Consider the following 23,745-nt stretch of genomic DNA (forward strand, 5'->3'; position numbering starts at 1 on the left):
GGCACCCGCAGGAACCTTACGGTTTCGGGCGGGTGCTCTTGTTTGGACCGGCTGGTTCCGGGACGGGCTCCCATGCGGTGACCGATACGGCACCGCCGTCAATGATGTCCAGGTCCACCGGCGAACTGTGGCGCAACGATCCTGCATAGGGTGCAACCAGCATGGTTCCGGTGCGGATATCCCCGGCCGCCGCCATCGCGTTCCAGCCCAGATATGCCCGTGCGCTCTTGCCGGGCGGTAGGGTGATGGCCGAGACCCCGGGGTCGTCGGTCATGAAGGATCCGCCATGGACCACCAACACCTCTATGGCCCATCCGTCGGCGTTGTTGAAGGCGATGTCGGGGTAGGACTCCACGACGCAAGGCCCGGTCCCGGTATTCGTCAGGTCAAAACCCATGCCTCGGTGCCCCGTCGCACCCTCGGGTTCGTGCCAAGAGATCGACACGTCTTCGCCCCGGCACCAGTTGTCCTTGGCCGGCTGAAAGGCGTCCGACCGGTTCGGCCAGCCGTATGGTGTCGGCGAGGGAGTGGCCTGCGGCGGCGGCGCAGCCTGCGGGGCCTGGGTTTCTTCGGTGTAGGTGTAGGCGGCGGGGATCGTGACGACCAGTATCACCGCGAGGAGCCCTGCGATCAGCAGCGGCATGGCATCGGCGGGTCGCCGCACGGTCTTCGGGTCGGCTAGCGGCTTGGCGGATTTCATGGCGAGGGCTCCCGCCAAAGCCGGCAGCCAGCCCCAGACGATTCCCCAGTAACCGGCCGCCAGCAAAGCGGGCTGGATACCGTCCAGCAACCAGGCAAGGCGCGCCGGAGGCCAAGAGGCAACGACGTAGCCAAGGGAGGACACGGTCGCCGTGGCGAAGCCGGCAAGGACGATGGCCATCCACGTGGCAAGGAATCCGAGAGGTTGCCGACCGGCACGCAAGCCAGCTCCCCGCAGCAGCAGGAGCGTAAACGCCATCACTGCCAGGACTGAAAAGAGGGAAAGCAGGATCGGCCACGGCTGGGCCGATTGCCAGGTTCGCATTGAAATTGTCTCGGGAAACAACATGCGGGTGAATTGGGTCGGGAGGCGGACCTGGTGGGCGAGCGTCAAGCCGCTCAGCGCGCCGCTGAACAGCCAGCCAATTCCTGCCCCGGCGACGATCCAAGCGGTGCCGATCGTTGTTTTTTCGTGTCGTCCCATGCCATGGAGCCTATCCGAGCCGACTCGCGGTTCGGATGCCCCCTCGACGCTGACACGTGTGGATCTGTCACCAATGAACTACCGATCTGCCGAAGGATACTCGTGCGACGTGCGGGCAGGCGGAGCCCATCATCTTCGACCTCGACTGGCGCCGACGGGCTTCATGTCGCCGGACATGGCCACGCGCCTTGCCGAGTCACATAGGGACGTGGCGGGGCGCCGACGGCAGGAACCCGGCAGTCCACTCACGGCCATGTCGGCCGCGGGAATTTCCCCCTCATCGATGGAGACGACGCCCAACGATGCGGAGGCGCAGGGGCCCGGTGCAAGGACTTTTCGGACTGCGGAGAAGCCATCCCGTGTACCGTGAGCCCTATGGGGCGGGCCATTTTGGCCTGCTCCACCTAGGAAGAGAACAAGACGCATGGGCTTTACGAACGAACTTACACTTGGTGTCATTGCCACTTCCAACAAGGTTGACGAGCGGCGTTTGCCGATCCATCCTTCGCACTTTGAACGTATTGACGAGCGCTTCCGCAGCCGTATCACGGTCGAATCCGGCTATGGGCGTGCCTGCGGAATTGACGATGAAGAGCTTGCGCCCTTCGTCTCAAAATTTGCCACCCGCCAGGAAGTAATCGCCGGTAGTGACATCGTACTTTTGCCCAAGCCCCAGGTCTCGGATCTGATGGAAATGCATGAGGGGCAGACGCTGTGGGGCTGGCCGCACTGTGTCCAGGACACTGCGCTGACGCAGCTGGCCATTGACAAGAAACTGAACGTGATTGCCTTCGAGGCCATGAACCACTGGGGCACGGACGGCAGCTTCGGGCTTCATGTGTTCCACAAGAACAATGAGCTGGCAGGCTACTCGTCCGTCATCCACGCCCTACAGCTCTGCGGCATGACGGGTGACTATGGGCGCAGGCTATCGGCAACCGTCATTGGGTTTGGAGCCACCGCCCGTGGAGCGGTCACGGCCTTGCGCGCCCACGGGATCCACGACGTGCGTGTCCTCACGGGTCGCTCCGTCGCCGCGGTCGCTTCACCCATCCACTCGGTCCAGATGGTGCAGTTCGACCACGACGGCGGACCGAATCTGAGCGAGGTCATCACTGACGAGGGACGATTGCCGCTGGCGCCGTTCCTGGCCGAAAGCGACATCGTGGTGAACTGCACGCTGCAGGACCCGAACGCCCCGTTGATGTATCTGCAGACCGAGGACCTTGCGGCGTTTTATCCGGGCAGCCTGATCATCGATGTTTCGTGTGACGAGGGAATGGGTTTTGAATGGGCCAAGCCCACGACCTTCGCCCAGCCGATGTTCACCGTTGGCCGGAACATCAACTACTACGCGGTTGATCACAGCCCCTCTTATTTGTGGAATTCCGCAAGCTGGGAAATAAGCGAAGGCCTGTTGCCGTTCCTGAATTCGGTCATGGACGGACCGACGGCCTGGGAAAAAAACGAAACGATTGCCCGGGCCATCGAGATACGTGACGGCGTCATCCAGAACCCGGCCATCCTGGAGTTCCAAAACAGGTCTGCGGAATACCCGCATAAGATGGCATAGAGCTGATTCCCGGAGCAGGTTCGGGAACGCGGCAGCAGCGGTAACCATGCGGCGGGAAGTTCCCGCACCGCCGCCATGGCAACGGGAGGCGATGACATGGGCACCCTCTTCTCCGAGAGCTTTCTGGGCCGGCCCAGACGGGAACTTGCGCCCGGTGCCCATTGGGTTCCCGACTGGCTGGACCCGGAGGAACAACGCTGGTTGGTTGCGCGGTTCCGAGAATGGGGACGGGGCCCGGTGCCACCACGTGCGGCGAAGATTGGCGGCCACGAAATGTCGGTCCAGACCGTCTGCCTGGGGTGGCACTGGCGTCCCTACGCCTATTCGCGCGCGGCCATCGATGTCAACGGCAACCGCGTCCTGGACTTCCCCGAGTGGATGGTGCGGCTTGGCCGCAAGGCACTCTTCGCCGCCACCCAGGACGCGGCAGCCGCCGAAAGCTACACCCCGGACACGGCCCTGGTGAACTACTACGGGGCGGAATCCAGGATGGGCATGCACCAAGACCGCGACGAACGGTCGGTCGCCCCGGTGGTCTCGATCTCCATCGGGGACACCTGCCAATTCCGGTTCGGCAATACGCAGAACCGCAACAAGCCCTACGAGGACATCCTGCTGGCCTCGGGGGACCTGTTCGTGTTCGGGGGACCTGCTCGTCTTGCCTTCCACGGGGTCACCAAGGTCCTTCCCGGAACGGCACCCGCCGATTGCGGGCTCGAAACGGGACGAATCAACATCACCATGCGTGTTACGGGCCTGGCCGACTGAGCGGGCCCGTCAACATCCTGCCTATTTCCCGGGAAGGTTCAACTCTGCCCGAACGGCAAAATGGTCGCTGATCCCGGCTTCGACATTGGTGTTCGAGGTGACCTCCAGGCCGCGCACCAAAACATGGTCAAGGCGCATCATGGTAAAAGGCGACCGCGGCCAGGTGAAGCCAAGTAAGCCGCCATCCTGGTTGGGTTCTTCAAGGATCGTTGAGATCTTCTTGAAGGCGCGGTCGGTGCTGGTTGCATTGAAGTCACCCACGGCAACCATGTTTTCATGGGGATCGGTTCGCACCGCGGCTGCCAACTGGGCCAGCATTTCGTCACGATCGACGTGGTCGTTCGGACGGGCCGAGGCAGCATGGATGACATAAAGCCGGACACGTCCGGAGTCTGTGTCGACGTCCGTGGACAGTGCACGCTTCCAGCCGAGTCCGAGCTCGAGCGGCTGGGAATTCATGAGTGGATACTTGCTCCAAACCCCCACCGTGCCCACCACGAAATGATGGGGATAACGCTCCTCCAGGGCGGCGGTGACGCGCTGGGCGCTGCCGGCGTCGAGTTCCTGCAGGGCAATGACGTCGCTTCCGCCGGCGGCCAGCTCAAGCGCCGATTGCGCGGCGGCCCCGGTACCCGCCTTGATGTTCTGGCTGCTGAGCACCATCGTGTGGGCACTGCGTTGGGGCGCCGACCAAGACAACGGGACAATGGCCGGGCCGAAGATGAAAAGCCACGTCAACGTCGGGACCAGCAGCACCACCAAGGAGGTTCGGCTCCGCGACGCCAAGGCCAGCAGGAGCAGCGCCGGAACCACCAAACCCAGCCACGGCGCGGCATTGTCCAGGAGCAAGCCAAGACCCAGGACATCGGGAACCCTTGAGTGGAATGCCATCAGAAGGGCACCGGCCAGAGACCCGATAAGCACCAGGAAACGCAGGAAGCGGTGGGCGCGCGCTCGCCGGCGCGGCGGATTTTTCGCAGCGTGAGACCGGGCAGAATATACAGACATCGCTACCTAGGGTCGCACACTGTCCTGAGCGGCACATGAACCGCGGCTGTGATTCCGCCATGGATTGCCAGTGTGCAACCCGGAAGGGTTTGGAATCGGCCGGCGCGTGCCGGTGGGCGGCTGCCCATCTTCCCTCGACTCTGGCGGTGCAAGGTGAGATTCTAAAACTAGGAATATTAACCGCTACAAGGACTCTCCGGACCTGGCCGGATTGTTCGGTGGCACCATTCTGACGGGAAACGAACACCATGAGCGAATCGGCGACGAAGGAACCGGCAGCCCAAGAAGAATTGGGGACCGTGGTGATTGGCGGCGGACTTGCCGCGGCCCACTGCGTCCACGCACTGCGTGAGGGCGGCTATGCCAAGCCCATTACGCTCATCGCCTCCGAGAACGAAGTCCCCTATGAGCGGCCCCCGTTGTCCAAGGAGTTCCTCCAGGGCAACAAGCCCGCGCAGGAACTCGAACCCTTCCCCGCCGGCTGGTATGCCGACGCCGGTGTCGAGCTGCGCTTGGGCACAACGGCCGAATCCATCGACGTCGCCGCCCGGCAGGTCACGCTGCGCGGCTCGGCAACCGTGGGCTACGAAAATCTCGTCATCGCCACCGGTTGCCGTTCGCGGCTGGGCGGTCGCAACGCCAACATGGACGGATGGGACCTGCCCGGCGTCTACACGTTGAGGTCGCTGGAGGACTCCAGGAAGCTCAAGGAGCAATTGGTTTCCGGCAAGAATCTGGTCATCATCGGCGCAGGGTGGATTGGCATGGAGGTCGCCGCCTCGGCGCGCGCGGCCGGAGTGGAAGTCACCGTTATCACCCCCGACGGGGTCCCACTCGCGACTGCCATGGGCACCGAATTCGGTGCCCACGTAGCGCAGCTGCACGTTGCCAACGGAGTCAAGTGCCGCTTCGGGACCGCAGTCAGCGGGATCGGCTCGGACCCCCGGAAGGGTTTGGTGGTGCAGACGCCAACCGGGGACGTCCCCGCGGATTTCGTCTTGTTGGCCATCGGTGCGGTGCCCAACAACGAACTGGCCGAAGCCGCCGGACTTGAAATCGGCACCGGCGTCGTTGTCGATGAACACCTGCGCAGCAGCGACCCGAATATCCTGGCCATCGGCGACATCGCAGAGGCATACAACACCACCTTGGGCCGGGCCATGCGCGTCGAACACTGGGACAACGCCATCCGACAGGGCAAGCTCGCCGCGGCCACCATCCTGGGACGCGACGAATCCTACGACTGGTTGCCATACTTCTTTACCGACCAATTTGATTTGGGCATGGAATACGTGGGTGACCGGGCCGCAGACGACGAAGTGGTCGTGCGCGGCGACATGTCCGCGGGGGAGTTCATCATCTTCTGGCTGCGCCATGGCGTGATCACCGCAGCCATGAACGTGAACATCTGGGACGTCAACGACCACCTGCGCAGCATGATCGGCAAGAACATCCCCGTCTCCACGCTGCAGGACTCCGACAACGAATTGACGGCGCTGTAGCGCCATGCGAGGGCGTGCCGGGTCCGGCATTCAGGAAGCCGGCCTGCTCGGCATGGCCAGTGCCGGATTCGATGTGACGGTCGGGGCCGTGGGCGTGCTCACGATCGTTCCTGCCAACACCGGTGGCCACGTAGGCTTGAGGTGGCGGCGACGAGGCCAGATGCACTTCACCCTGCCGCCTACCCACCGCTGAACCATTGAAAAGGTACCCGTGAATTCCGACGCAACTGTCCTGGGCAACAGCAAGCAGGCCCACAGCACCCAACTATCCGGAAGGGCACTGTTCCTGGCGGTGGTGGCACTTGCCATGGGCGGGTTCGGGATTGGCACCACGGAATTCTCCATCATGGGACTGCTCCAGGAAGGTGCCGCGGACCTGGGCGTCAGCAATGCCCGGATGGGCCTGCTGATCTCCGCCTACGCGCTTGGCGTGGTCGTCGGCGCCCCGATCCTGACCGCGTTGGGTGCCAAGGTCGCCCGCAAGACCATGGTGCTGTGGCTCATGGCGTTCTTCACGCTTGCCAACCTCAGTTCGCTCTTCGCCGCGAACTATGAATGGATGCTCGTCTCCCGGTTCCTGGCGGGTCTCCCGCACGGAGCGTACTTCGGCATCGCGGCCATCCTGGCGGGCACCCTGGTGCCGGCATCGATGCGCGGCCGTGCCATCGCGTGGGTGATGCTGGGCCTCGCAGTCGCCAACGTCATTGGCGTACCACTGGTGACCTTCCTGGGCCAGAGCCTTGGCTGGCGCTGGATGTTCGCGGTGGTCGGGATAGTGGGTGCGTTGACCTGGGTCGCCATCCGCGTGTTTGTGCCGTTTTCCCCTGCTCACGCCGGCGCAAGCATCCGCAGGGAACTTTCGGCCCTGCGCAGCGGACAGGTCTGGATGGCCATGCTGACCGGCATTGTCGGCTTTGGCGGGTTCTTCGCCGTGTATTCCTACATCAGCCCAATCCTGACCGACGTCACGGGGCTGCCAATCTCGGCCGTGCCGCTGGTGTTGGGACTTTACGGAATCGGCATGGTCGTCGGTTCATTGATCGGCGGGCGCCTGGCCGACTGGTCGGTCCTCGGTGCCATTTACGTTGCGACCACCGCCATGGTCGTCTTCATGACCTTGTTCGGCCTGGTCTCCACCCACGCGGTCCCCGCTCTCATCCTGGTCTTCATCCTCGGTGGCACCGGGTCGCTTCTGGTGCCCGCCCTCCAGGCGCTGCTCATGGACTCCGCGCCGCACGCCCAATCCCTGGCCGCGTCGCTGAACCACTCTGCACTGAACGTGGCAAACGCCCTGGGTGCCGGGCTGGGTGCCGCCGTGATCACCGCCGGCTTGGGGTATCGGGCACCCTCGTTCCTGGGCGCCGGCCTCGCCTTGGTCGGCCTGCTGCTGGCCCTGGCCACGGGCTGGCGTGCCAAGCGACTTGCGGCGGCAGGGAAGTAGCCTCGCAGTAGTTGCCGGGCTATGCGTTGCCCGGCGTGGCCCGGATGGACGCCAGCTTGCGATCCATCGCTTCGTGGGTCTGTTCCATCAGCAGCTTCATGGTGCCAACGACATCGAGGGATCGATCCACCAGCCACTGCTGCTGCAGCCCGTCCGCCGTCGCCAGGACCATCCGGGTCATCGCACGGAAGTACTCGAGCTCTTCTTCCGAGGGCCGCGGCTTGTCGCGGTAGTAGGACTCCTCGGAAATCTGCATCAGCCGGGCATTTCGCTCCTGGAAGTATGCAGCGGCGGGATGCTCCGGGTCCGCGGCGGCGGCGGCCATGGTGACAAAGAGTGCAATCAGGCCGGGCTCGCTGTGCCCCTGCCCCAGGACATCGGCCAGGCGCCCCTCCTGCTCCTCGATGGTGCCGTCGATCTCGTTGCGGGCGTCGCGCTCGCGCAGGATCTGTACGAGAAGGTCTTCCTTGGATTCGAAGTAGTGCATCACCCCGGCCAGGGACAGGTCGCAAAGGCTTGCGACCTTGCGCAGCGATGTTCCCCGGTAACCCTCGACGGCGAACACCTCCAGTGCGACGTCTAGAATCTCGGCGCGCTTAGCGATGCCCTTTGCGTATGATCCACGTATTGCCATGTTGCTAGAGTAGCGAGATTCTGGGCCATTTCTTACTAACCTGTCATGCGTCGGTATTTGGTGCGGGGCCTGACCTGTAAAGACTCGGCGAAATCCATTCCCCGGCACTCGGGGTGGGGCACCCGGAAATCGTCCTCGTTCCGGAGGCACAGGACGACGCGGCAGGCATCGCCCCGCCGCCCTCGCCTCACCGAGATGTCGGCATATCCGCGGCTCCAGGCACTGCGCGGCGGGCTGTGATTGACGTCATGTTACGATGGCGGGCGGGTGATTTTTCCGCGCGTTTTAGCCCTTCGGGTACGTTCCCGGATGGGATTTCGGCCGTGAGAAATGCCAGCGGCCCGCGATCGATTGGCGTTGGGGTGCCATCGTGCTGTAGATTATTATCTCGGTTCGGCAGCCCTTCGGGAAAGCCTGAAACCAATCCTTTTCGGGGGTATGGCGCAGTTGGTAGCGCGTCTGCATGGCATGCAGAAGGTCAGGGGTTCGAATCCCCTTACCTCCACGAAATACAAAAGGTCCCAGACATTGCGTCTGGGACTTTTTGCGTTGTCCGAGTCGGGCGGCTCAGCCGACCGCCCGGTATCCGGAGTAGCCAATCATGGCCCGGAGCCACGTCACCAGGGGATCGATCCCGGTGTGCGGACGGCCATCATCCCCGACGGTAAAGACCGGGACCTCGCCGCGCATGCGCCTGGGCAGCTGGCGAAGAATGCGGTCGGTGTCGCCGGTTCCGGTCAGAAGCAGTGCAACGGGCCGGAATCCGAAGACGGCATTGGCCAACGCCAGCCCATGCATGCGGGAAAAGCGCAGCGGACCGACCAGGACCGTTGCGTCAAAGTACACCAGCTCGTGGGCAGAGGAGCTGGCGACCTCGAGAATTTCGCTGTGCAGCTCGTGGGTGTGCAGTTTTTCCGCCAGTTCGGCGGCCCGCTGCCTGGCCAGTGCATCACGCTGGTAATAGACGATTGCAACGCGATCCATGTGAATCCCTCATCCCTGCGACAAATGCATGCTCCGGGTCGAATGCCCGCGGACCATCCCACTTCACGCTAGGCCCAAAAGCCGTGAAATGGCTGGGAAACCATTGCCTGCACGCATGGCCAAGCCGTAACCGTTCGTCGGTGCAGACGCGGCGTTCTGCACGATTTGGGAACGAATTGGCACATCGATTGCGCGGGCGGCCCGCTGGCCGCATACTTGCCGCAAGAGTCTTCTTGGGGAAGCAAATTGAGGGTGAATAGAGATGCTGTGGCATTGGGGACAAAGCAATCTTGCTTGGGGCGCCTGCGGAATTTTCTTGGCAGCAGGACTGGTCATTTCAGCGGGGTCGATAGCGGAAACCGGAGCGCCTCATGCGCCCGGATCCCCGGGCGTGATTCAGGTACAGGGCGCAGCTTCGACTTCGGTGATGGTGGCTACCGCGTTGCCGTCCAAGGTCAAGACCACCGCGAACCTGAACCTGCGGACGGGGCCGAGCACGGCGTATCGGATCCTGGTGACCATCCCGCAGGGGACCACGGTCAACGTATTGGCCCAGGCGTCCACCGGTTGGTACAAGGTCAGCTACGCCGGATACATCGGCTGGGTCAGCAACAGCTACGTGAGCATCGTGAGTTCATCGACACCGAGCACGCTGCCTGCCACGGTGAGAACAACCGCCAACCTCAACCTGCGCACGGGCCCAAGCACCGCCTACTGGATCCTGGCGACCATTCCACAGGGCACCACCGTGAAGGTGTTGGCCCGCGCAGCCAATGGCTGGTACAAAGTCAGCTATGCGGGACTCACCGGATGGGTCAGCAACGCCTACGTCACCACCAGTACCGGTACATCGGCACCCTCGGCGCCGCAGTCCACGGGCCCAAACCGCACCTCGCGGGTGGTATTGACCTTTGACGACTGTCCGCGCACGCTCAGCTCCTTCACCTCCACGATCAAGTACGCCGCGGACCACAACATGGGCCTGGTGCTCGCCCCCACGGGCAATTGCCTCTCATCCTTCCGGTCACGTTATGGCGTGGATCTGGCTTCACTGGCCCGCGCCAAGGGGCAATGGGTCATCAACCATTCGGTGAGCCATCCCGACTTGCGTCCGCTGAGCTGCTCGGCCGCCGCCGCCGAACTTGGCGGATCCGGGGTGCACACCAACTTCGGACGCCCGCCCTATGGCGCCATTGATGCGAGTGTGCGGTGCGCCTACGACCGGGTCGGCATGGCGATCTGGACTTGGTCGCGCGACACCCTGGACTGGAGCACGAAGTCCAAGTCCATCACGGTGGCCCGCGCATCGGCGGCCAGGCCGGGGGACACCGTCCTGATGCACATGCAGTGGCAGGGCTTTGCGCCGGACTCGCTCCGGCAGATCAAGGCCAACCTGGCCAACCGCGGCGTCGGGGTCTGCCGCGCCTACCACGGGTCCGACGGAGCCGGGGCGGTGGCCAGGACCCCGGTCCTGCTGCCCTCCTCGCTGCCTTGCTAGAGCGGGCACCCGGAGCCTGATGCGGGGTGCGGCATCACAGGCGCCGTGCCCCGGGGCCGGGGACCACGGAGAAGATTTCCGGGGTGATGTATCCGGCCTCGGCAAAGGCGCGCCGCACCGCTGCCGAAACGCCCTCCGCATGCGATGCCTCGATCAGCGCGATCGCGGATCCGCCGAATCCGCCGCCGGTCATGCGTGCGCCGATGGCGCCCGCGGCCATGGACGTGTCAACGGCCAGGTCCAATTCGACGCAGGAGATTCCGAAGTCGTCGCGCATCGAGGCGTGGCTGGCCAGCAGGAGCCCGCCGATGGCGGCAGGTCCACGGCTCTCGAGCAGTTCGACGGTGTCCAGCACCCGCTGGTTCTCGGTGACGATGTGCTTGACCCTGCGATAGATCTCCGGTGCCAGCGTTTCCCGGGCCTCGTCCAGGCGCTCGGTCCCGACATCGCGCAGGGCGGCGACGCCCAGTTCCCGGGCACCCCGCGTGCAGGCGAGCACCAGTTCCCGGTAGCCGCCCGAATCGTGTGAATGGCTGACCCTGGTGTCAATGACCAAGACCTGGAGGCCGCTGGCCGCCAGCGGCAGATCGACCTGGCGGGCATCCCGGGTGCGGCAGTCCAGGAACAGGGCATGGTCGGGGGTGCTCAGCAGCGACGCCGACTGGTCAAGGATGCCGGTGGGCGCCCCGACGAACTCGTTTTCCGCCAACTGGCAGATCAGCACGAGTTCCTCGCGCGACAGGCCCAACCCCAGGTGTTCGTTCAGGCCCAACGCCACTGCGCATTCGATGGCGGCCGAGGACGAGAGGCCGGCACCGACCGGCACCGTCGAATCCAGCAGGATGTCGGCGCCGGGCAGCGCGAAGCCGCGCTGTTCCATCGCCCAGAAGACCCCGGCGACGTAGCGGGCCCAGGGGGCCACCATCGAGGGAACCAACCCGTTGGCCTGGGCCTCGACCACCTGTCCGCCGCGGGTCGAGGCGATGCGCAGCAGCCGCCCGGACTCCCTGGGACGGATCCTCAGCCCGATGCCTGCCACCTTGTCGATGGCGAAGGGCAACACGAACCCCTCGTTGTAGTCGGTGTGCTCGCCAATGAGGTTCACCCGTCCCGGCGCGGCGAAGCAGGCCTCGGGGGCGTTTCCGTAAAGGGCGGTGAATGCGTCGGCCAAGGTGGTCATTGCGCGGTCCTTCACAGGGCTGGGGCGTGGGATTCGAGGCGGGCGGCGGCCTCGCGCAGGGACTCGGCGGTGGCTTCGGGCGTGACGTCCCCGATGAAGGCCCCCATGGCGGCCTCGGACCCGGCCAGGTACTTGAGCTTGTTTTCGGCCCGCCGCGGGGAGGTCAACTGCAGGTGCAGCCACGCCTCGGCCCGCTGCTCGTGGTGCCTCGGTGCCTGGAACCAGCCGGCGATGTAGGGCGTGGGTGTGGGGTAGAGAGCATCCACGCTGGAGAGCAGCCGGTGGTACATCGATGCGAGTTCGTCGCGTTCGGCCCCGGTGAGCTCCCCGAGGTCGGCCACCTGGCGGTGCGGCACCAGATGGATCTCGACCGGCATGCGGGAGGCATAGGGGACGAAGGTGGTGAAATGGGTGCCGCGTTCAAGGACGCGACGGCCGTCGGCGACCTCGAAGTCCAGGACGTCGGCCATGAGGTTGCGCCCCGTGCGTGTTCGGTGTGCGGCAGCCCGCGCCAGGTGGTTTTCGGTGCGCGGGGTGACGTAGGGGTAGGCGTAGAGCTGCCCGTGCGGATGGTGCAGGGTCACGCCGATGTCGGCACCGCGGTTTTCAAAGGGGAAGACCTGTGCGACACCCTCGAGCCGGCCCAGCTCCCGCGTGCGGTGGGCCCATGCCTCGATCACGGTGCGGATGCGCTGGGCTCCGAGGGAGGCCAGCGAATCGGTGTGCCCGGGCCCGAAGGAGATGACCTCGCAGCGGCCGTGGGAGGGGCGCGCCGCGCCGAGCTCGACCGGGGCGTCCACTGCATGCTGTTCGGGCCCGAAGGACGGGAATCGGTTTTCAAAGACCACGACGTCGTAGGAGCCGGCCGGGATTTCACTGGCCATTTCCGGGCGCGTGGGACACAGCGGGCATTGGCTCGCCGCGGGCAGGTGAGTGCGGGTTTGGCGGTGTGCGGCAAAGGAAATCCATTCACCGCTCAGGGCGTCGTAGCGCAGCTGCGATGTCGCCGGGCGGTCCGGCAGCTCACGGGTGTCCAGGGGGGCCAGGAAGCCGGCGGGAGCGTGACCGCCGTCGAAGAAGTAGAGGAGCTCACGCCCGTCGGCAAGCTCGGCGCGTACGGGGCTCGCAGGACTAGTCTTCTGTTCCACGGCGTCTCCTGGGTGATGTGCGAAAAGAGTCAAATTCAAACAAATTCGATCACATTCTATCGGAGAGTGGCGTCGCGCGAAAGGCCCGATCGTTCCGCCGTTGGCGATCCGTGCTGGTCAGCCTTCAACTCAACCGTCGGTCGCCAGGGAAGCCCGCGGACGGTCGGCGGGACATATTTCGCGCAACTTCGAACAAATCTCCCCGAAATGTGTTCGTTTTTCGCTACCATGGAGGGCGAACAGACGCCCGAACGAACGGATCGCCATGACAGAGATGCTGGCCGGTGCCCGGCAGCAGCGCATCCTTGATGCCCTGCGCGAACGCGAGCAGGTTCGCGTCACCTCCCTGGCATCGGAGCTGGGCGTCTCGGAAATGACGGTGCGCCGCGACCTCAATGCCCTGGCCGCCCGCGGCGCGCTGGTCAAGGTGCACGGAGGTGCCACGCTGGATGCCGCCCCGACGAGCAACGAGCCGGGATTCACGCACAAGTTGTCGCTGGAGTCAGGGGAAAAACAGGCCATTGCCCGCGCCGCGGCCGGCCTCATCAAGCCCGGCATGTCCATTGCGCTGAACTCCGGCACCACCACCTTTGCGCTGGCCGCCCAATGCACCGGCATCAAGGACCTGACCGTGGTGACCAATTCGCCGCGGATCGCCGAGGTCTTCCACGCCGCGGCGAACCCGACCCAAAACATCATCCTGACCGGCGGGACCCGGACAGTTTCCGATGCCCTGGTGGGACCGCTGGCCCTCTCTGCCCTGGGCCAACTGCACGTGGACCTGCTCTTTCTGGGCGTTCACGGCATGACTGTCGAGGACGGGTTCACCACGCCGAACATGCTCGAGGCGCAGACCAACCAGGCCTTCATCAAGGCTGCGGCACGGCAGGTCATCGTGGCCGACCACACCAAGTGGGGAGTGACGGGGCTGTGCCAGATCGTCCCGCTCTCCCAGGTCGATGCGCTGATCACCGGACCCCGGCTGGATGCCGAGGCCCAGGAAATCCTGCGCCAGTCCCTGGACACGCTGATCCTCGCCTGAGCCGGGCCTGCGGGTCCCTCCTTAGAAGAGGGTTGCCTCGGCCTCTGGCAGGATGCCCTCGTGGCGCAGCAGGAATTCCTTGGCGCCCAGCCCTCCGGCGTAGCCGGTCAAAGCGCCGTCCGCGCCAATGACCCGGTGGCACGGAACCACGATCGCAATCGGGTTGCGCCCGTTGGCCGTGCCCACGGCCCGGGTCAGCTTTTCGTCTCCCAGCTCCAGGGCCAGCTGGCCGTAGCTGCGGGATTCACCAAAGGGGATCCGGGCCAGTTGGGCCCACACCCGCTGCTGGAACGCGGTTCCCTGCGCGTCGCACGGCACACCAAATGACGTCCTGGTCCCGGCAAAGTACTCGGCAAGCTCGGCGGCGCATTGGGCAATGAACGGGTCGGCCTCCACCGCGGCCAGAGGCTCGCCCAGGACCTCGGGGGCCAGCGGGTGGGCGTGGTTTTCCATGTAGATCCCGGCGATCCCGTGCCCTGAGGCCACGATTCGCAGCTGGCCGACGGGGGAGTCCATCACTGCATGGCGCAACACGCGCCCGCTAGCCAAGGATCCGCCCCAATGCGTCCTCGAAGTCGGGGAACTCGAACTCGAACCCGGCCTCCGCCAGCACCTTGGAGGTCACGTGCCGGCCGGAGGTGCCCAGCGCCGGGTCGGTGTGCAGCACCACGGCACCGGCGGCCAGCACGGGCCTGGGTGTCGGCAAGGAAAATCTGCGCAGGGGACCCGGTGCGATCTTCTCCCGCAATGCCGCCATCATCTCCCGGTTGCGCACCGGGTGCGGTGCCGCCAGGTGGATCACGCCGCCGGGGAGGGACAATTCCCCCTCCAGGCCCAGGGCCGCGCGGACGATGCGCAGCCAGTCTGCGAGGTGGATCCAGCTGACCCACTGTTCCCCGCCGGCCACAGGGCCGCCCAGACCGACGCCGGCCAGCAGTGACAGCCGGTCAACCAGGGGGCTTTCCTGTTCGAAGACCAGTGAGGTGCGCAGGATGTTCAGCCGTTCGGTGTTGGCGCCCGCGGCTGCCTCCTCCCATGGCCTGGCCACGCCCGTCATCTGGGGCAGTGCCGCGGCGCCGGTTGGCAGCGCGGAATCCTCGGTGATCCGGCGTTCCCCGGCATCGGCGAAAATCGCGGTGGTGCTGGCCTGCAGAAATGCCGCCAGCGGGGCGGGCGCGGCACGGGAGGCATCCACCAGCGCGCGCGTGGAATCGACGCGGGAGCTGCGCAGGCGGGCGATGTTGGCCGCGGTGGGAGGCAGGTCCACCAATTCCCCGGCCAGGTTTCAGCACCGCGGTCTCGCGCCCGGCGCGGTACAGGGTCGTGGACCAGGGGCCCTGGTTCTTCCCGTCCCACAGGACCTGGGTGAACGGGCTGCCGGCGCGAATGCCCCGGGTGAGGACCACGACCTCGTGCCCGCGGCACACCAGGTCCGCCGCTGCCCGGGAACCCAGGAACCCGTGGCCCCCGGTTATCACGACGCGCAACTGCCGGGTGACGCCGCCGCCCGCCAGCGCATAGAGCCGGACGCAATTTTCGGCGAAGTTCTCGGCGATCGGCCGGCCGCCGAAGCGCGCGAAAACCGCGGATGCCGATCCGGCGACAGACACCCGTTGGGTGAGCTCGGTTCCGCCCTCCACCTCGCGCAGCGACCAGCGAACCTCCAGGTGGCCGCCGGGCTGGGGCTGGCGCCAGCCGATGGCGGTGCCTTCCTCGACGTCCGTGACCACGGCGGGAGGCGCGGTGGCACCGTGGATCCTGCCCATGATGTTCCCGGCGGGCAGCAGGTCCAGCAAGGTCCCTGCGCGTGCGGGCACCGCGTGGGGGCGCAGGCGTGCGATGGAACCGTGCCACTCGGGAGCCCGGGCCGGATCGCGCAACACCTCCCACACGGTCGCGGGGGGAAGTGCGAGGAAATGGGTTTGCGTGCGCTGCCATGCCATGGTCCCAGCTTAGCCACCCCGCGCGGTGCGGCCCATTGTCCCGCCACGCACGCCTCGTGGCCACCGGGGTGCTGCGCCCGGGCGGGGCGGGAAGCTATGCGCCCGGTGCCCCGGCCATCAGCTTGCGCATCCGTTCCCGGGTCGGGGTGTCGGCCACCGGCGCGTACATCACCAGGTGAAGCTCCGGGGCATCCGAGGGCACCAGCCGGTGCTGCTCAAAGACCAGTTCGCCGGCGAGCGGGTGCAGGAAGACGCGCTGCCGGGAGGCGAACCGCTCCACGCCGCGGTCCGCCCAGAGCTTGGCGAATTGCCCGCTGGCCTCGCCCAGCCGCTGCAGGAGCGTCGTGTGGGCGGCGGAGCCCAGCCGGGCGCCGGCCTCGGCGCGGAACTCGGCCACGAAGTGCCGCGAGGTCTCTTCCCAGTCGGGCAGCATCTGGCGCAGGTGGGGGTCGGTGAAGATCAGCCAAAGCAGGTTCCGCTCGGCCGGGTCGACGTCCGCGATCCGCGCGTAGAGGCCCGCGTAGGCGCGGTTCCAGCCCGCAATGCCCCAGTCGGGGGCGACGGCGAAGGCCGGGAAGTCGAAGGTGTCGAGCAGGCGCTGCAGGTGGTCCGGCGCCTGTTCGATGCGGGTGACCTCGGTCGCCGGCACGGGGGTGTAGCCGCCCATGGCCAGCAGGTAGGACTTCTCCGCCGTGGTCAGGCCGAGCACGCGGGCGATGGATTCAAGCACCTGCCGGGAGGCGTTGATGTCCCTGCCCTGCTCAAGCCAGGTGTACCAGGTGATGCTCACCGCGGCGAAGGCCGCGATCTCCTCCCGGCGCAGTCCCAGCGTGCGGTTGCGTCCGATCGGCGGCAGCCCGAGTTCCGCGCGGACCAGGTTGCCGCGCCGATCGCGCAGGAACTGCCCCAATTCCCGTCTGCGTTCATCGCTCATTGTCATAAATCTATCACTGCCACTACTAGTATTGGCACCGTCTTCCGCCCCGCCCGGGTTGCTGGTTGACTGGTCCAATGCCTGAATTACGTTCACGAACAGTCACCCACGGCCGCAACATGGTCGGCGCCCGCGCCCTGCTCCGCGCCGCCGGAGTCAAGGGCTCCGACTTCGGCAAGCCGATCATTGCCGTCGCCAACAGCTTCACCGAATTCGTCCCCGGCCACACCCACCTGCAGCCGGTGGGGCGCATCGTCTCCGACGCGATCATCGAGGCCGGCGGAATCCCGCGCGAGTTCAACACCATCGCCGTGGACGACGGGATCGCCATGGGCCACGGCGGCATGCTCTACTCGCTGCCCTCGCGCGACCTCATCGCCGACTCCGTCGAATACATGGTCAACGCGCACTGCGCCGACGCGCTGATCTGCATCTCCAACTGCGACAAGATCACCCCCGGCATGATGATGGCCGCGATGCGCCTGAACATCCCCGTCGTGTTTGTTTCCGGCGGGCCCATGGAGGGCGGCACCGCGGTGCTGGTCGACGGCACCGTGCGCAAGCGCCTGAACCTGATTTCCGCCATCGCGGACGCCGTGAACGACTCGGTCTCCGACGAGGACCTGCTGAGCATCGAGGAGGCCGCGTGCCCCACCTGTGGTTCCTGCTCGGGGATGTTCACCGCCAACTCGATGAACTGCCTCACCGAGGCCCTGGGCCTGGCGCTGCCGGGCAACGGCACCACGCTGGCCACGCACACCGCCCGCAAGGACCTGTACGAGGACGCCGGCCGCGCCATCGTGGAGATCACGAAGGCCTACTACTTCGACGGCGACGAGTCGGTGCTGCCGCGCGCCATCGCCGGCCGCGAGGCGTTCGAGAACGCCATGACCATGGACATCGCCATGGGCGGGTCCTCCAACACGATCCTGCACCTGCTGGCCGCTGCGCAGGAGGCGGAGCTGGACTTCACCCTCGATGACATCGACGAGATCTCCCGCCGCACCCCCTGCCTGACCAAGGTCGCTCCCAACGGCGAATACCTGGTGGAGGACGTCCACCGCGCCGGCGGCATCCCCGCCATCCTGGGCGAGCTGGACCGCGGCGGGCGGCTGAACCACAACGTCCGCTCCGTGCACAGCACCGACCTGCGCTCCTGGCTCGACGACTGGGACATCCGCGGAGGCAAGGCCACCGAGACCGCCACCGAGCTCTTCCACGCGGCCCCCGGCTGCGTGCGCTCCGCCGAGGCCTTCTCCCAGTCCGAGCGCTGGGACACCCTTGACCTGGACGCCAAGAACGGCTGCATCCACTCGATGGAGCACGCCCACTCCGTCGAGGGCGGCCTGGCCGTGCTGCGCGGGAACATCTCGCTGGACGGGTGCGTGGTGAAGACCGCCGGCGTGGACGAGTCGATCTTCAAGTTCACCGGCCCCGCGGTGGTCTTCGAATCCCAGGACGATGCCGTCACCGCGATCCTGAGCAAGACCGTGGTCGCCGGCGATGTCGTGGTGATCCGCTACGAGGGTCCGCGCGGGGGACCGGGCATGCAGGAAATGCTCTACCCCACCTCGTTCCTCAAGGGCCTGGGCCTCGGCGCCAAGTGCGCGCTGATCACCGACGGGCGCTTCTCCGGCGGCACCTCGGGACTCTCGATCGGGCACGTTTCGCCCGAGGCCGCCGCGGGCGGCGCGATCGCGCTGGTGGAGAACGGCGACACCATCTCCATCGACATCCCGGCCCGCTCCATCACCCTGGAGGTCACCGAGGACGAGCTGGCCCGGCGCCGCGCGGTGCTGGAATCCACCATCGGCTACCAGCCGCGGGACCGCGACCGCGTGGTCTCCCCGGCGCTGCGGGCCTACGCGGCCTTCGCGCAGTCGGCGGACAAGGGCGCGGTGCGCCACGTGCCGCAGATCGTGCAGCAGCAGGCAGTCCTGTCCTAGAAGGTCGGCGCGGCCCGAGGCCCCCTTGCGGGGCCGCGGGCCGCTCGGCTAGGCCTTGGCGACGAACTCGGCCAGGGCTGCGAGCTGGGTGGAACGCACGGCCGGGTCCAGGTACATCATGTGCCCGGCCGCGTGGTAGTGGTGCGTGAAGCGGGTCCGGGCCGCGGCCGGGACCTCCAGGTGCGCCCACACGTACTCGGCGGCGAAGTGCGGGGTGGCCCCGTCGTGGTAGCCGTAGTCGACGTGCACGCGCAGGTCGGGGATGTCGATGAGCAGGCGCTCCAGGTCCCGGGTCACGTCGATCGGCCTGCCCTCGAACCCGCCGTAGCTCCAGGGGTGCACCCGGCCGGTGAGCACCTCGTAGGGCAGGTCGGATTCGTAGCCCAGCTCCGCGCGCACATAGTGGTTGATGGCCGCGGCGTAGGCCGGGGTGATGGCGCGCAGCGACGGGTCGTCCCAGGTGTGCGATTCCTGCAGGCGCGGCGGGACGCCGGTGAAGCGCCCGTCGATGCGCCCGACCATCAGGCCGTTTTCGCGCAGCAGCTCGGTGGCGAATTCCATGTACTCCCAGCGCAGGTTGGTGCGCCGGATGAAGGACTCGGAGAGCGTGGTGAGCTCGGCCAGGTGCTTGACCACGGAGTCGAACTTGCGCTTGGAGAGCCGGTTGCCCAGGTGCAGCGCCACCACGTAGTCGCCCGAGGCGTAGTCCTCGGCGTCGCGCACGACCTCCTCAAGCGGGCGGTTGCCGTGGCGCCCGTGGTAGTGCGCGATCGCCGCATAGGTGGGCAGGTGCAGCGCGTAGGGGGTGTCGTTGCCCGGGGCGAAATCCAGGGTGGAGAGGTTCAGCACCGTGGAAATCAGGCCCAGCCCGTTCACGGCCAGCCCGTGTGCCTCCTGCAGGCGCCTGGCCACCGCCACCGCGCGCATGGTCCCGTAGGACTCGCCGACGAGGTACTTGGGGGAGAGCCAGCGCTGGTTGCGGGTGATCCAGAGCCGGATGACCTCGGCGACCAGGTCGCGGTCGGCCTCGAAGGCGTGGAACTCGTCGGTGGTGCCGCCTGCCACCACGCGGGAGAACCCGGTGTTCACCGGGTCGATCATCACGACGTCAGCGTGTTCGAGCAGCGACTCGGGGTTGTCGATGACGCCGTAGGGCGCCGCGGCCATGTTTCCCACGTCCCCGGAATCGACAATGCGCGGACCGAGCAACCCCATGTGCAGCCACAGGCTGGCGGAGCCGGGGCCGCCGTTGAAGGCGAACACCACCGGGCGGCGGTTGGCCGCGACGGGGCCGGCAGGCTTCTTGGCGCGTGACTTGGCGACCTGCCCGGCGGCGGGGGCCTCCTCGGTGTCGGCGGTGTAGGAGACCAGGAAGATCTCGGCCTTGGCGTTGAATCCGTTGGTCTTCCCCTCGGCGTCCTCTTCCCGGCGCAGCACCATGCGGCCGGTGGTGCTGGTGTAGCGCAGGCCGGAGGCGGTGCGGTGGCTCCGGGTGACAAAGTCGTCCACCACCTCGGGCTTGGGCGTGGTTTCGGGCGCGGCAGGGGAGGTTGCGGAAGCTTCAGGCATGCCAAGATCCTACCGCCGAAGGACCGTCGTTTTGCAGTGTGTCCCGGGCGGCCGTGGCCGGGATGGGCGTTGGTGCACGGGGCAAGACAAGGGCGGTGGATCGGCCGGCGCCTGAGCGCCCTCCCGATCCACCGCCCCTGGGCGAGGTGGTTTGCCCGAATCTAGGCCTGCGGGCCGTTCCCGTACGGGTTTGCCGGGGGAGCGGCCGGGCCGCCCGGGTAGGCGCCGCCGGCCTGCGGTGCGGCCCCCGGTGCGTTGCCGCCGGAGAGGCGGACCAGTTCACCGGTGTTTTCGGCGGTGCGGATCGTGGCGATCAGCGATTCCAGGCCCATGCGTGCCAGGGCCAGGTAGATCAGGACCACCAGCGGGCCCACGATGATCATCACGAAGAAGCCCGCGGCAAGCTGCTCGGTGGCGAAGGCGGCGATCACGAAGCCCAGGTACATGATGCCCAGGCCGATGGTGATCAGGATGTAGACGATCTTGACGAGCTTCGGGGTGACAAAGCTGTTGAAGTTGAAATCAAAAAGTGCCTTCACGGGTTGAGGCTCCCTCTCTTTGTACATGCGATTGATGATCTGTCGTTCCCAGTCAAACACAAGGAACCCCCCGCACCGAAACAGGTGAAGGGGGTCCGTGTCGCAGTTTGGCGATGGCTAGGAAACGACGTAGGGAGCGTTTTCCTCAATTTCATTTTCCATTGCGGTGAACTCTTCCTCGATGGTCGCGTTGTGCTTGTAGGTGGCACGCGAAACCAGCACGGCGACGACGAGGTTCAGCACGAAGCCCGGAACGATTTCGTACATTGCCGAGGAGAGCACATCGATGTTGCCCCAGACGAAGACCGTGACGGCACCGGTGAGCATGCCCGCAAGCGCGCCGGTGGAGGTGAGCTTGCGCCAGTAGAGGCTCAGCAGCACGATCGGGCCGAAGGCGGCGCCGAAGCCTGCCCAGGCGAAGGACACCAGATCCAGGATGCTGGAGTCCCGGTTCAGGGCCAGCGCCGCGGCGACGATTGCCACGACGAGCACGCCGGAGCGGCCGAGCATGACCTCGCGCTGGGGGCTCAGCTTCTTGCCCGCAATGTTGTACAGGTCCTCGACCAGGGCCGAGGAGCACACGATCAGCTGCGAGGACATGGTGGACATGATGGCAGCGAGCACCGCCGCCAGCACCAGGCCGGCGACGAAGGGGTGGAAGAAGATCTGGCTCAGCAGCAGGAAGACGGTCTCCGGGTCGGTGATTTCCTTCTCCGGGCTGTCTGCGAAGTAGGCGATGCCGACCAGTGCGGTGACGATGGCGCCGATCGCGGTGAGCACCATCCAGCCGATGCCGATGCGGCGGGCGGTCTTGGCCTCGGACGGGGAGCGCAGGGCCATGAAGCGCACGATGATGTGCGGCTGGCCGAAGTAGCCCAGGCCCCAGGCCGCGGTGGAGAAGATGGCCACTGCCGCCAGGAACCCGTTGGTGGTGTTGAAGCTGGAGAACAGGTTCAGCGCCTCGGGGTTCACGTCCTTGATCTTGGAGCCGAGGTCCCCGATGTTGCCCATCTGGAAGATTGCGACAATCGGGACGGCTATCAGTGCCGCGAACATCAGCAGGCCCTGGGCGACGTCGGTGAGGGTTGCGCCGAGGAATCCGCCGAAGAGCGTGTAGAGCAGGGTGACGCCGGCGACCACGAACAGGCCGGTGAAGTAGTTCCAGCCGAAGGAGGACTCGAAGAACTTGCCCGCCGCCACCATGCCGGAGGAGACGTAGAAGGTGAAGAACGCCAGGATGATGACCGATGCGGCGATGCGCAGGAAGTGGCTGTTGTCCTTCAGCCGCTTTTCAAAGAAGCTCGGGATGGTGATCGCGTTCTGCGCCACGGCCGTGTAGGAGCGCAGCCGCGGGGCGACGAACTTCCAGTTCAACCACGCGCCGATGGTCAGGCCGATGGCGATCCAGGCCTCGATGAGCCCGTTGAGGTAGATCGCGCCGGGCAGGCCCATCAGGAGCCAGCCGGACATGTCCGAGGCACCGGCAGACAATGCCGCGACCCCCGGCTTGAGCCCGCGGCCGGCGAGCATGTAATCGTCGATGTCGTTGGTTCGCTTGAAGGCAAAGTAGCCGATGGCCAGCATTGCTGCGAGATACACCGCAATGGCTATCAGCTGGAATGTTGAGTCGGACATGGTGTGGACCTCATGAAGGTTGGGCGAGCCGGGGAAGGGTGATCCTCGGCGTATTTTGCTGCCAGGGGCATGGTTGCACTGCCCCGTGGCACGTGCCGTTCGTTCGCAACCGACCTCGAGTATGACAGGAAAATTCGATGCCGTGTGGCCGCTCTCACCACGGCGTTACCTGTTTGTGACCTAACTTACAGCCTCCGGGTCGACGTCCGTCGGCGCCGGAAGAGTGGCAGCCTGCGCGTGCAGGGCGCTGCGGACCGCGACCAGCCCGGGGTGTTGGGTCGAGGAGTGGCGCACGGAGGTGAAGATGGTGCGCCGCGGCGCCCCGGGCAGATCGACGATGCGCAGCTCGCGCTTGCGGGCGGCCCAGACCAGGTCCGGCAGCAGGGCCACGGCGTTGCCGGATTCGACCAGCCTGACGTGGGCCTGCAGGTCGGCTGTTTCGTAGCGCACATCGGGTTCGAACCCGGCCATGCGGCAGGCCTGTTCGGCCCAGTGCCGCGAGGCCGCGCCACGCGGTTCCATGACCCAGGGCAGGCCGGCGGCGGCCTCGATGGCAGTGACATGGTGGAACTCGGCCGGCATCGCCTCGTCCCGGGCCGGCAGCGCCAGGCGGATCGCGTCGTGGGCCAGGATCTTGCGGTCCAGGGTGGCATAGTGCGGGGCCGCATGGCCGGGGTACTGCTCCGCCACGACCAGGTCGAAATCCCGCGCCCACGTCTCATGAAGCGCGGTTTCCGGTTCGTGCTGCACCATTTCCACGCGCAGGTGGGGGAAGTCCTGGCGCAGCTCGCGCAGCACCGAGGGGATCAGTGAAAGCACCGCGGTCTGGAACACTGCCAGGCGCACCGTGCCGGCCACGGCCTGCTGGGTGGAGGCGAGGTCCGCCTCGGCCCGTTCCATGGAATCAAGCAATTCGTCGGTGTGTGCCACCAGCACCTCGGCCTGCGGGGTCAGTTGCAGGCGCCGCCCGACCTTGCGCAGCAGTTTCACGCCGGTCTCCTTTTCGAGCAGCGAAAGCTGCTGGGAGATCGAGGAGGGGCTGTAGCTAAGCGCGTCGGAGACCTCGGCGATGGTGCCGCGGATGCTCAGTTCGCGCAGCAGCCGCAGGCGTCGGATTTCCAGCATGGTCGGCTCCCTGGTGGGCCGGGTGATCCCTGCGGATCACGGTGGTTGGTGACACCCCAGGATACATTGGGAAAACCGAAGGAAAACATTCGG

The 23,745-nt window shown here is 66.2% G+C and carries 20 protein-coding genes, 1 tRNA gene and 1 pseudogene; 8 read left to right on the plus strand and 14 right to left on the minus strand.

What is annotated here, in order from left to right:
* Positions 1-16 precede the first annotated feature (16 nt).
* Positions 17-1,183, minus strand: coding sequence for a DUF4232 domain-containing protein (locus tag KRR55_RS02970; protein ID WP_217387532.1), 1,167 nt, complete (start codon positions 1,181-1,183; stop codon positions 17-19).
* A 424-nt stretch (positions 1,184-1,607) separates the two neighbouring features.
* Between KRR55_RS02970 and KRR55_RS02975 the strand changes: the two genes are divergently transcribed.
* On the plus strand, positions 1,608-2,756 hold the full coding sequence (locus KRR55_RS02975; protein WP_217387533.1) for a N(5)-(carboxyethyl)ornithine synthase: 1,149 nt from the start codon (positions 1,608-1,610) through the stop codon (positions 2,754-2,756).
* A 96-nt stretch (positions 2,757-2,852) separates the two neighbouring features.
* On the plus strand, positions 2,853-3,524 hold the full coding sequence (locus KRR55_RS02980; RefSeq protein ID WP_217387534.1) for an alpha-ketoglutarate-dependent dioxygenase AlkB family protein: 672 nt from the start codon (positions 2,853-2,855) through the stop codon (positions 3,522-3,524).
* A gap of 21 nt (positions 3,525-3,545) precedes the next feature.
* Here KRR55_RS02980 and KRR55_RS02985 read toward each other — a convergent pair whose 3' ends face one another.
* Positions 3,546-4,283 carry an endonuclease/exonuclease/phosphatase family protein gene (locus tag KRR55_RS02985; RefSeq protein ID WP_336245026.1) on the minus strand — a complete coding sequence of 246 codons (738 nt, stop codon included), beginning with the start codon at positions 4,281-4,283 and terminating at the stop codon, positions 3,546-3,548.
* Positions 4,284-4,780: 497 nt separating this feature from the next.
* Between KRR55_RS02985 and KRR55_RS02990 the strand changes: the two genes are divergently transcribed.
* Together KRR55_RS02990 and KRR55_RS02995 are read left to right on the plus strand one after the other, a co-directional pair.
* Positions 4,781-6,034: an NAD(P)/FAD-dependent oxidoreductase gene (locus KRR55_RS02990; protein WP_217387536.1), complete on the plus strand. Its 1,254-nt coding sequence runs from the start codon at positions 4,781-4,783 to the stop codon at positions 6,032-6,034.
* 211 nt (positions 6,035-6,245) lie between these two features.
* Positions 6,246-7,475 (plus strand): MFS transporter, encoded by a 1,230-nt coding sequence (locus KRR55_RS02995; protein ID WP_472857759.1) that lies wholly within the window; start codon positions 6,246-6,248, stop codon positions 7,473-7,475.
* A 19-nt stretch (positions 7,476-7,494) separates the two neighbouring features.
* Here the strand turns inward: KRR55_RS02995 and KRR55_RS03000 are convergent, their stop codons facing one another.
* The gene (locus KRR55_RS03000) at positions 7,495-8,109 is read right to left on the minus strand and encodes a TetR/AcrR family transcriptional regulator (protein ID WP_217387537.1); all 615 of its coding nucleotides are present in this window, start codon (positions 8,107-8,109) and stop codon (positions 7,495-7,497) included.
* A gap of 432 nt (positions 8,110-8,541) precedes the next feature.
* Between KRR55_RS03000 and KRR55_RS03005 the strand changes: the two genes are divergently transcribed.
* Positions 8,542-8,614: transfer RNA gene (locus KRR55_RS03005), tRNA-Ala, on the plus strand.
* Between the two features lie 62 nt (positions 8,615-8,676).
* Here KRR55_RS03005 and KRR55_RS03010 read toward each other — a convergent pair.
* The gene (locus KRR55_RS03010) at positions 8,677-9,093 is read right to left on the minus strand and encodes a hypothetical protein (protein WP_217387538.1); all 417 of its coding nucleotides are present in this window, start codon (positions 9,091-9,093) and stop codon (positions 8,677-8,679) included.
* Between the two features lie 427 nt (positions 9,094-9,520).
* Between KRR55_RS03010 and KRR55_RS03015 the strand changes: the two genes are divergently transcribed.
* Positions 9,521-10,591 (plus strand): SH3 domain-containing protein, encoded by a 1,071-nt coding sequence (locus KRR55_RS03015; protein WP_217387539.1) that lies wholly within the window; start codon positions 9,521-9,523, stop codon positions 10,589-10,591.
* A 34-nt stretch (positions 10,592-10,625) separates the two neighbouring features.
* On the opposite strand, the gene galK is transcribed toward KRR55_RS03015, so the two are convergent.
* Positions 10,626-11,771, minus strand: coding sequence for a galactokinase (gene galK / locus KRR55_RS03020; protein WP_217387540.1), 1,146 nt, complete (start codon positions 11,769-11,771; stop codon positions 10,626-10,628).
* An 11-nt stretch (positions 11,772-11,782) separates the two neighbouring features.
* Positions 11,783-12,919, minus strand: a complete 1,137-nt coding sequence (gene galT, locus KRR55_RS03025) for a galactose-1-phosphate uridylyltransferase (RefSeq protein ID WP_217387541.1) — start codon at positions 12,917-12,919, stop codon at positions 11,783-11,785.
* Positions 12,920-13,184: 265 nt separating this feature from the next.
* Here galT and KRR55_RS03030 point away from each other — a divergent pair, with 265 nt between their 5' ends.
* A complete protein-coding gene (locus KRR55_RS03030; protein WP_217387542.1) occupies positions 13,185-13,961 on the plus strand; it encodes a DeoR/GlpR family DNA-binding transcription regulator in 777 nt (258 codons plus the stop codon).
* Between the two features lie 21 nt (positions 13,962-13,982).
* Here the strand turns inward: KRR55_RS03030 and KRR55_RS03035 are convergent, their stop codons facing one another.
* The 4 genes and pseudogenes from KRR55_RS03035 to KRR55_RS03050 all read right to left on the minus strand — a co-directional run bounded on the left by KRR55_RS03035 (position 13,983) and on the right by KRR55_RS03050 (position 16,838).
* Positions 13,983-14,495, minus strand: a complete 513-nt coding sequence (locus KRR55_RS03035; RefSeq protein ID WP_336245020.1) for a methylated-DNA--[protein]-cysteine S-methyltransferase — start codon at positions 14,493-14,495, stop codon at positions 13,983-13,985.
* A gap of 7 nt (positions 14,496-14,502) precedes the next feature.
* The gene (locus KRR55_RS03040) at positions 14,503-15,228 is read right to left on the minus strand and encodes a DUF1731 domain-containing protein (protein ID WP_336245021.1); all 726 of its coding nucleotides are present in this window, start codon (positions 15,226-15,228) and stop codon (positions 14,503-14,505) included.
* Between the two features lie 280 nt (positions 15,229-15,508).
* A pseudogene (locus tag KRR55_RS20720) lies at positions 15,509-15,904 on the minus strand (SRPBCC family protein); the annotation flags it as partial.
* 94 nt (positions 15,905-15,998) lie between these two features.
* Complete coding sequence (locus KRR55_RS03050) at positions 15,999-16,838, minus strand: helix-turn-helix transcriptional regulator (RefSeq protein ID WP_217387545.1); 840 nt, start codon at positions 16,836-16,838, stop codon at positions 15,999-16,001.
* Between the two features lie 77 nt (positions 16,839-16,915).
* On the opposite strand from KRR55_RS03050, the gene ilvD reads away from it, so the two are divergent.
* Positions 16,916-18,784, plus strand: coding sequence for a dihydroxy-acid dehydratase (gene ilvD, locus KRR55_RS03055; protein WP_217387546.1), 1,869 nt, complete (start codon positions 16,916-16,918; stop codon positions 18,782-18,784).
* A 48-nt stretch (positions 18,785-18,832) separates the two neighbouring features.
* Here the strand turns inward: ilvD and KRR55_RS03060 are convergent, their stop codons facing one another.
* From KRR55_RS03060 to KRR55_RS03075, 4 genes are all read right to left on the minus strand, one after another.
* On the minus strand, positions 18,833-20,353 hold the full coding sequence (locus tag KRR55_RS03060) for a S10 family peptidase (RefSeq protein ID WP_217387547.1): 1,521 nt from the start codon (positions 20,351-20,353) through the stop codon (positions 18,833-18,835).
* Between the two features lie 161 nt (positions 20,354-20,514).
* Positions 20,515-20,892 (minus strand): DUF4282 domain-containing protein, encoded by a 378-nt coding sequence (locus KRR55_RS03065; RefSeq protein ID WP_217387548.1) that lies wholly within the window; start codon positions 20,890-20,892, stop codon positions 20,515-20,517.
* A gap of 117 nt (positions 20,893-21,009) precedes the next feature.
* Positions 21,010-22,527 carry a sodium/proline symporter PutP gene (putP, locus tag KRR55_RS03070; protein WP_217387549.1) on the minus strand — a complete coding sequence of 506 codons (1,518 nt, stop codon included), beginning with the start codon at positions 22,525-22,527 and terminating at the stop codon, positions 21,010-21,012.
* A gap of 180 nt (positions 22,528-22,707) precedes the next feature.
* Entirely contained in the window at positions 22,708-23,652 is a 945-nt protein-coding gene (locus KRR55_RS03075) for a LysR substrate-binding domain-containing protein (RefSeq protein ID WP_217387550.1), read from the minus strand.
* Positions 23,653-23,745: the final 93 nt, after the last annotated feature.

The sequence above is a fragment of the Paeniglutamicibacter quisquiliarum genome (assembly GCF_019084045.1).
In the GTDB taxonomy this organism is placed as follows: Bacteria; Actinomycetota; Actinomycetes; order Actinomycetales; family Micrococcaceae; genus Paeniglutamicibacter; species Paeniglutamicibacter quisquiliarum.

What these genes read in the sequence shown, in the direction of transcription:
- KRR55_RS02970 (WP_217387532.1), bottom strand. Translation starts at nt 1,183, where the DNA reads ATGGGACGACACGAAAAAACAACGATCGGCACCGCTTGGATCGTCGCC.
- KRR55_RS03015 (WP_217387539.1), top strand. Translation starts at nt 9,521, where the DNA reads ATGGTGGCTACCGCGTTGCCGTCCAAGGTCAAGACCACCGCGAACCTG.
- KRR55_RS03050 (WP_217387545.1), bottom strand. Translation starts at nt 16,838, where the DNA reads ATGAGCGATGAACGCAGACGGGAATTGGGGCAGTTCCTGCGCGATCGG.
- KRR55_RS02990 (WP_217387536.1), top strand. Translation starts at nt 4,781, where the DNA reads ATGAGCGAATCGGCGACGAAGGAACCGGCAGCCCAAGAAGAATTGGGG.
- KRR55_RS03030 (WP_217387542.1), top strand. Translation starts at nt 13,185, where the DNA reads ATGACAGAGATGCTGGCCGGTGCCCGGCAGCAGCGCATCCTTGATGCC.
- KRR55_RS03000 (WP_217387537.1), bottom strand. Translation starts at nt 8,109, where the DNA reads ATGGCAATACGTGGATCATACGCAAAGGGCATCGCTAAGCGCGCCGAG.
- ilvD (WP_217387546.1), top strand. Translation starts at nt 16,916, where the DNA reads ATGCCTGAATTACGTTCACGAACAGTCACCCACGGCCGCAACATGGTC.
- KRR55_RS03010 (WP_217387538.1), bottom strand. Translation starts at nt 9,093, where the DNA reads ATGGATCGCGTTGCAATCGTCTATTACCAGCGTGATGCACTGGCCAGG.
- galK (WP_217387540.1), bottom strand. Translation starts at nt 11,771, where the DNA reads ATGACCACCTTGGCCGACGCATTCACCGCCCTTTACGGAAACGCCCCC.
- putP (WP_217387549.1), bottom strand. Translation starts at nt 22,527, where the DNA reads ATGTCCGACTCAACATTCCAGCTGATAGCCATTGCGGTGTATCTCGCA.
- KRR55_RS02975 (WP_217387533.1), top strand. Translation starts at nt 1,608, where the DNA reads ATGGGCTTTACGAACGAACTTACACTTGGTGTCATTGCCACTTCCAAC.
- KRR55_RS03060 (WP_217387547.1), bottom strand. Translation starts at nt 20,353, where the DNA reads ATGCCTGAAGCTTCCGCAACCTCCCCTGCCGCGCCCGAAACCACGCCC.
- KRR55_RS02980 (WP_217387534.1), top strand. Translation starts at nt 2,853, where the DNA reads ATGGGCACCCTCTTCTCCGAGAGCTTTCTGGGCCGGCCCAGACGGGAA.
- KRR55_RS03075 (WP_217387550.1), bottom strand. Translation starts at nt 23,652, where the DNA reads ATGCTGGAAATCCGACGCCTGCGGCTGCTGCGCGAACTGAGCATCCGC.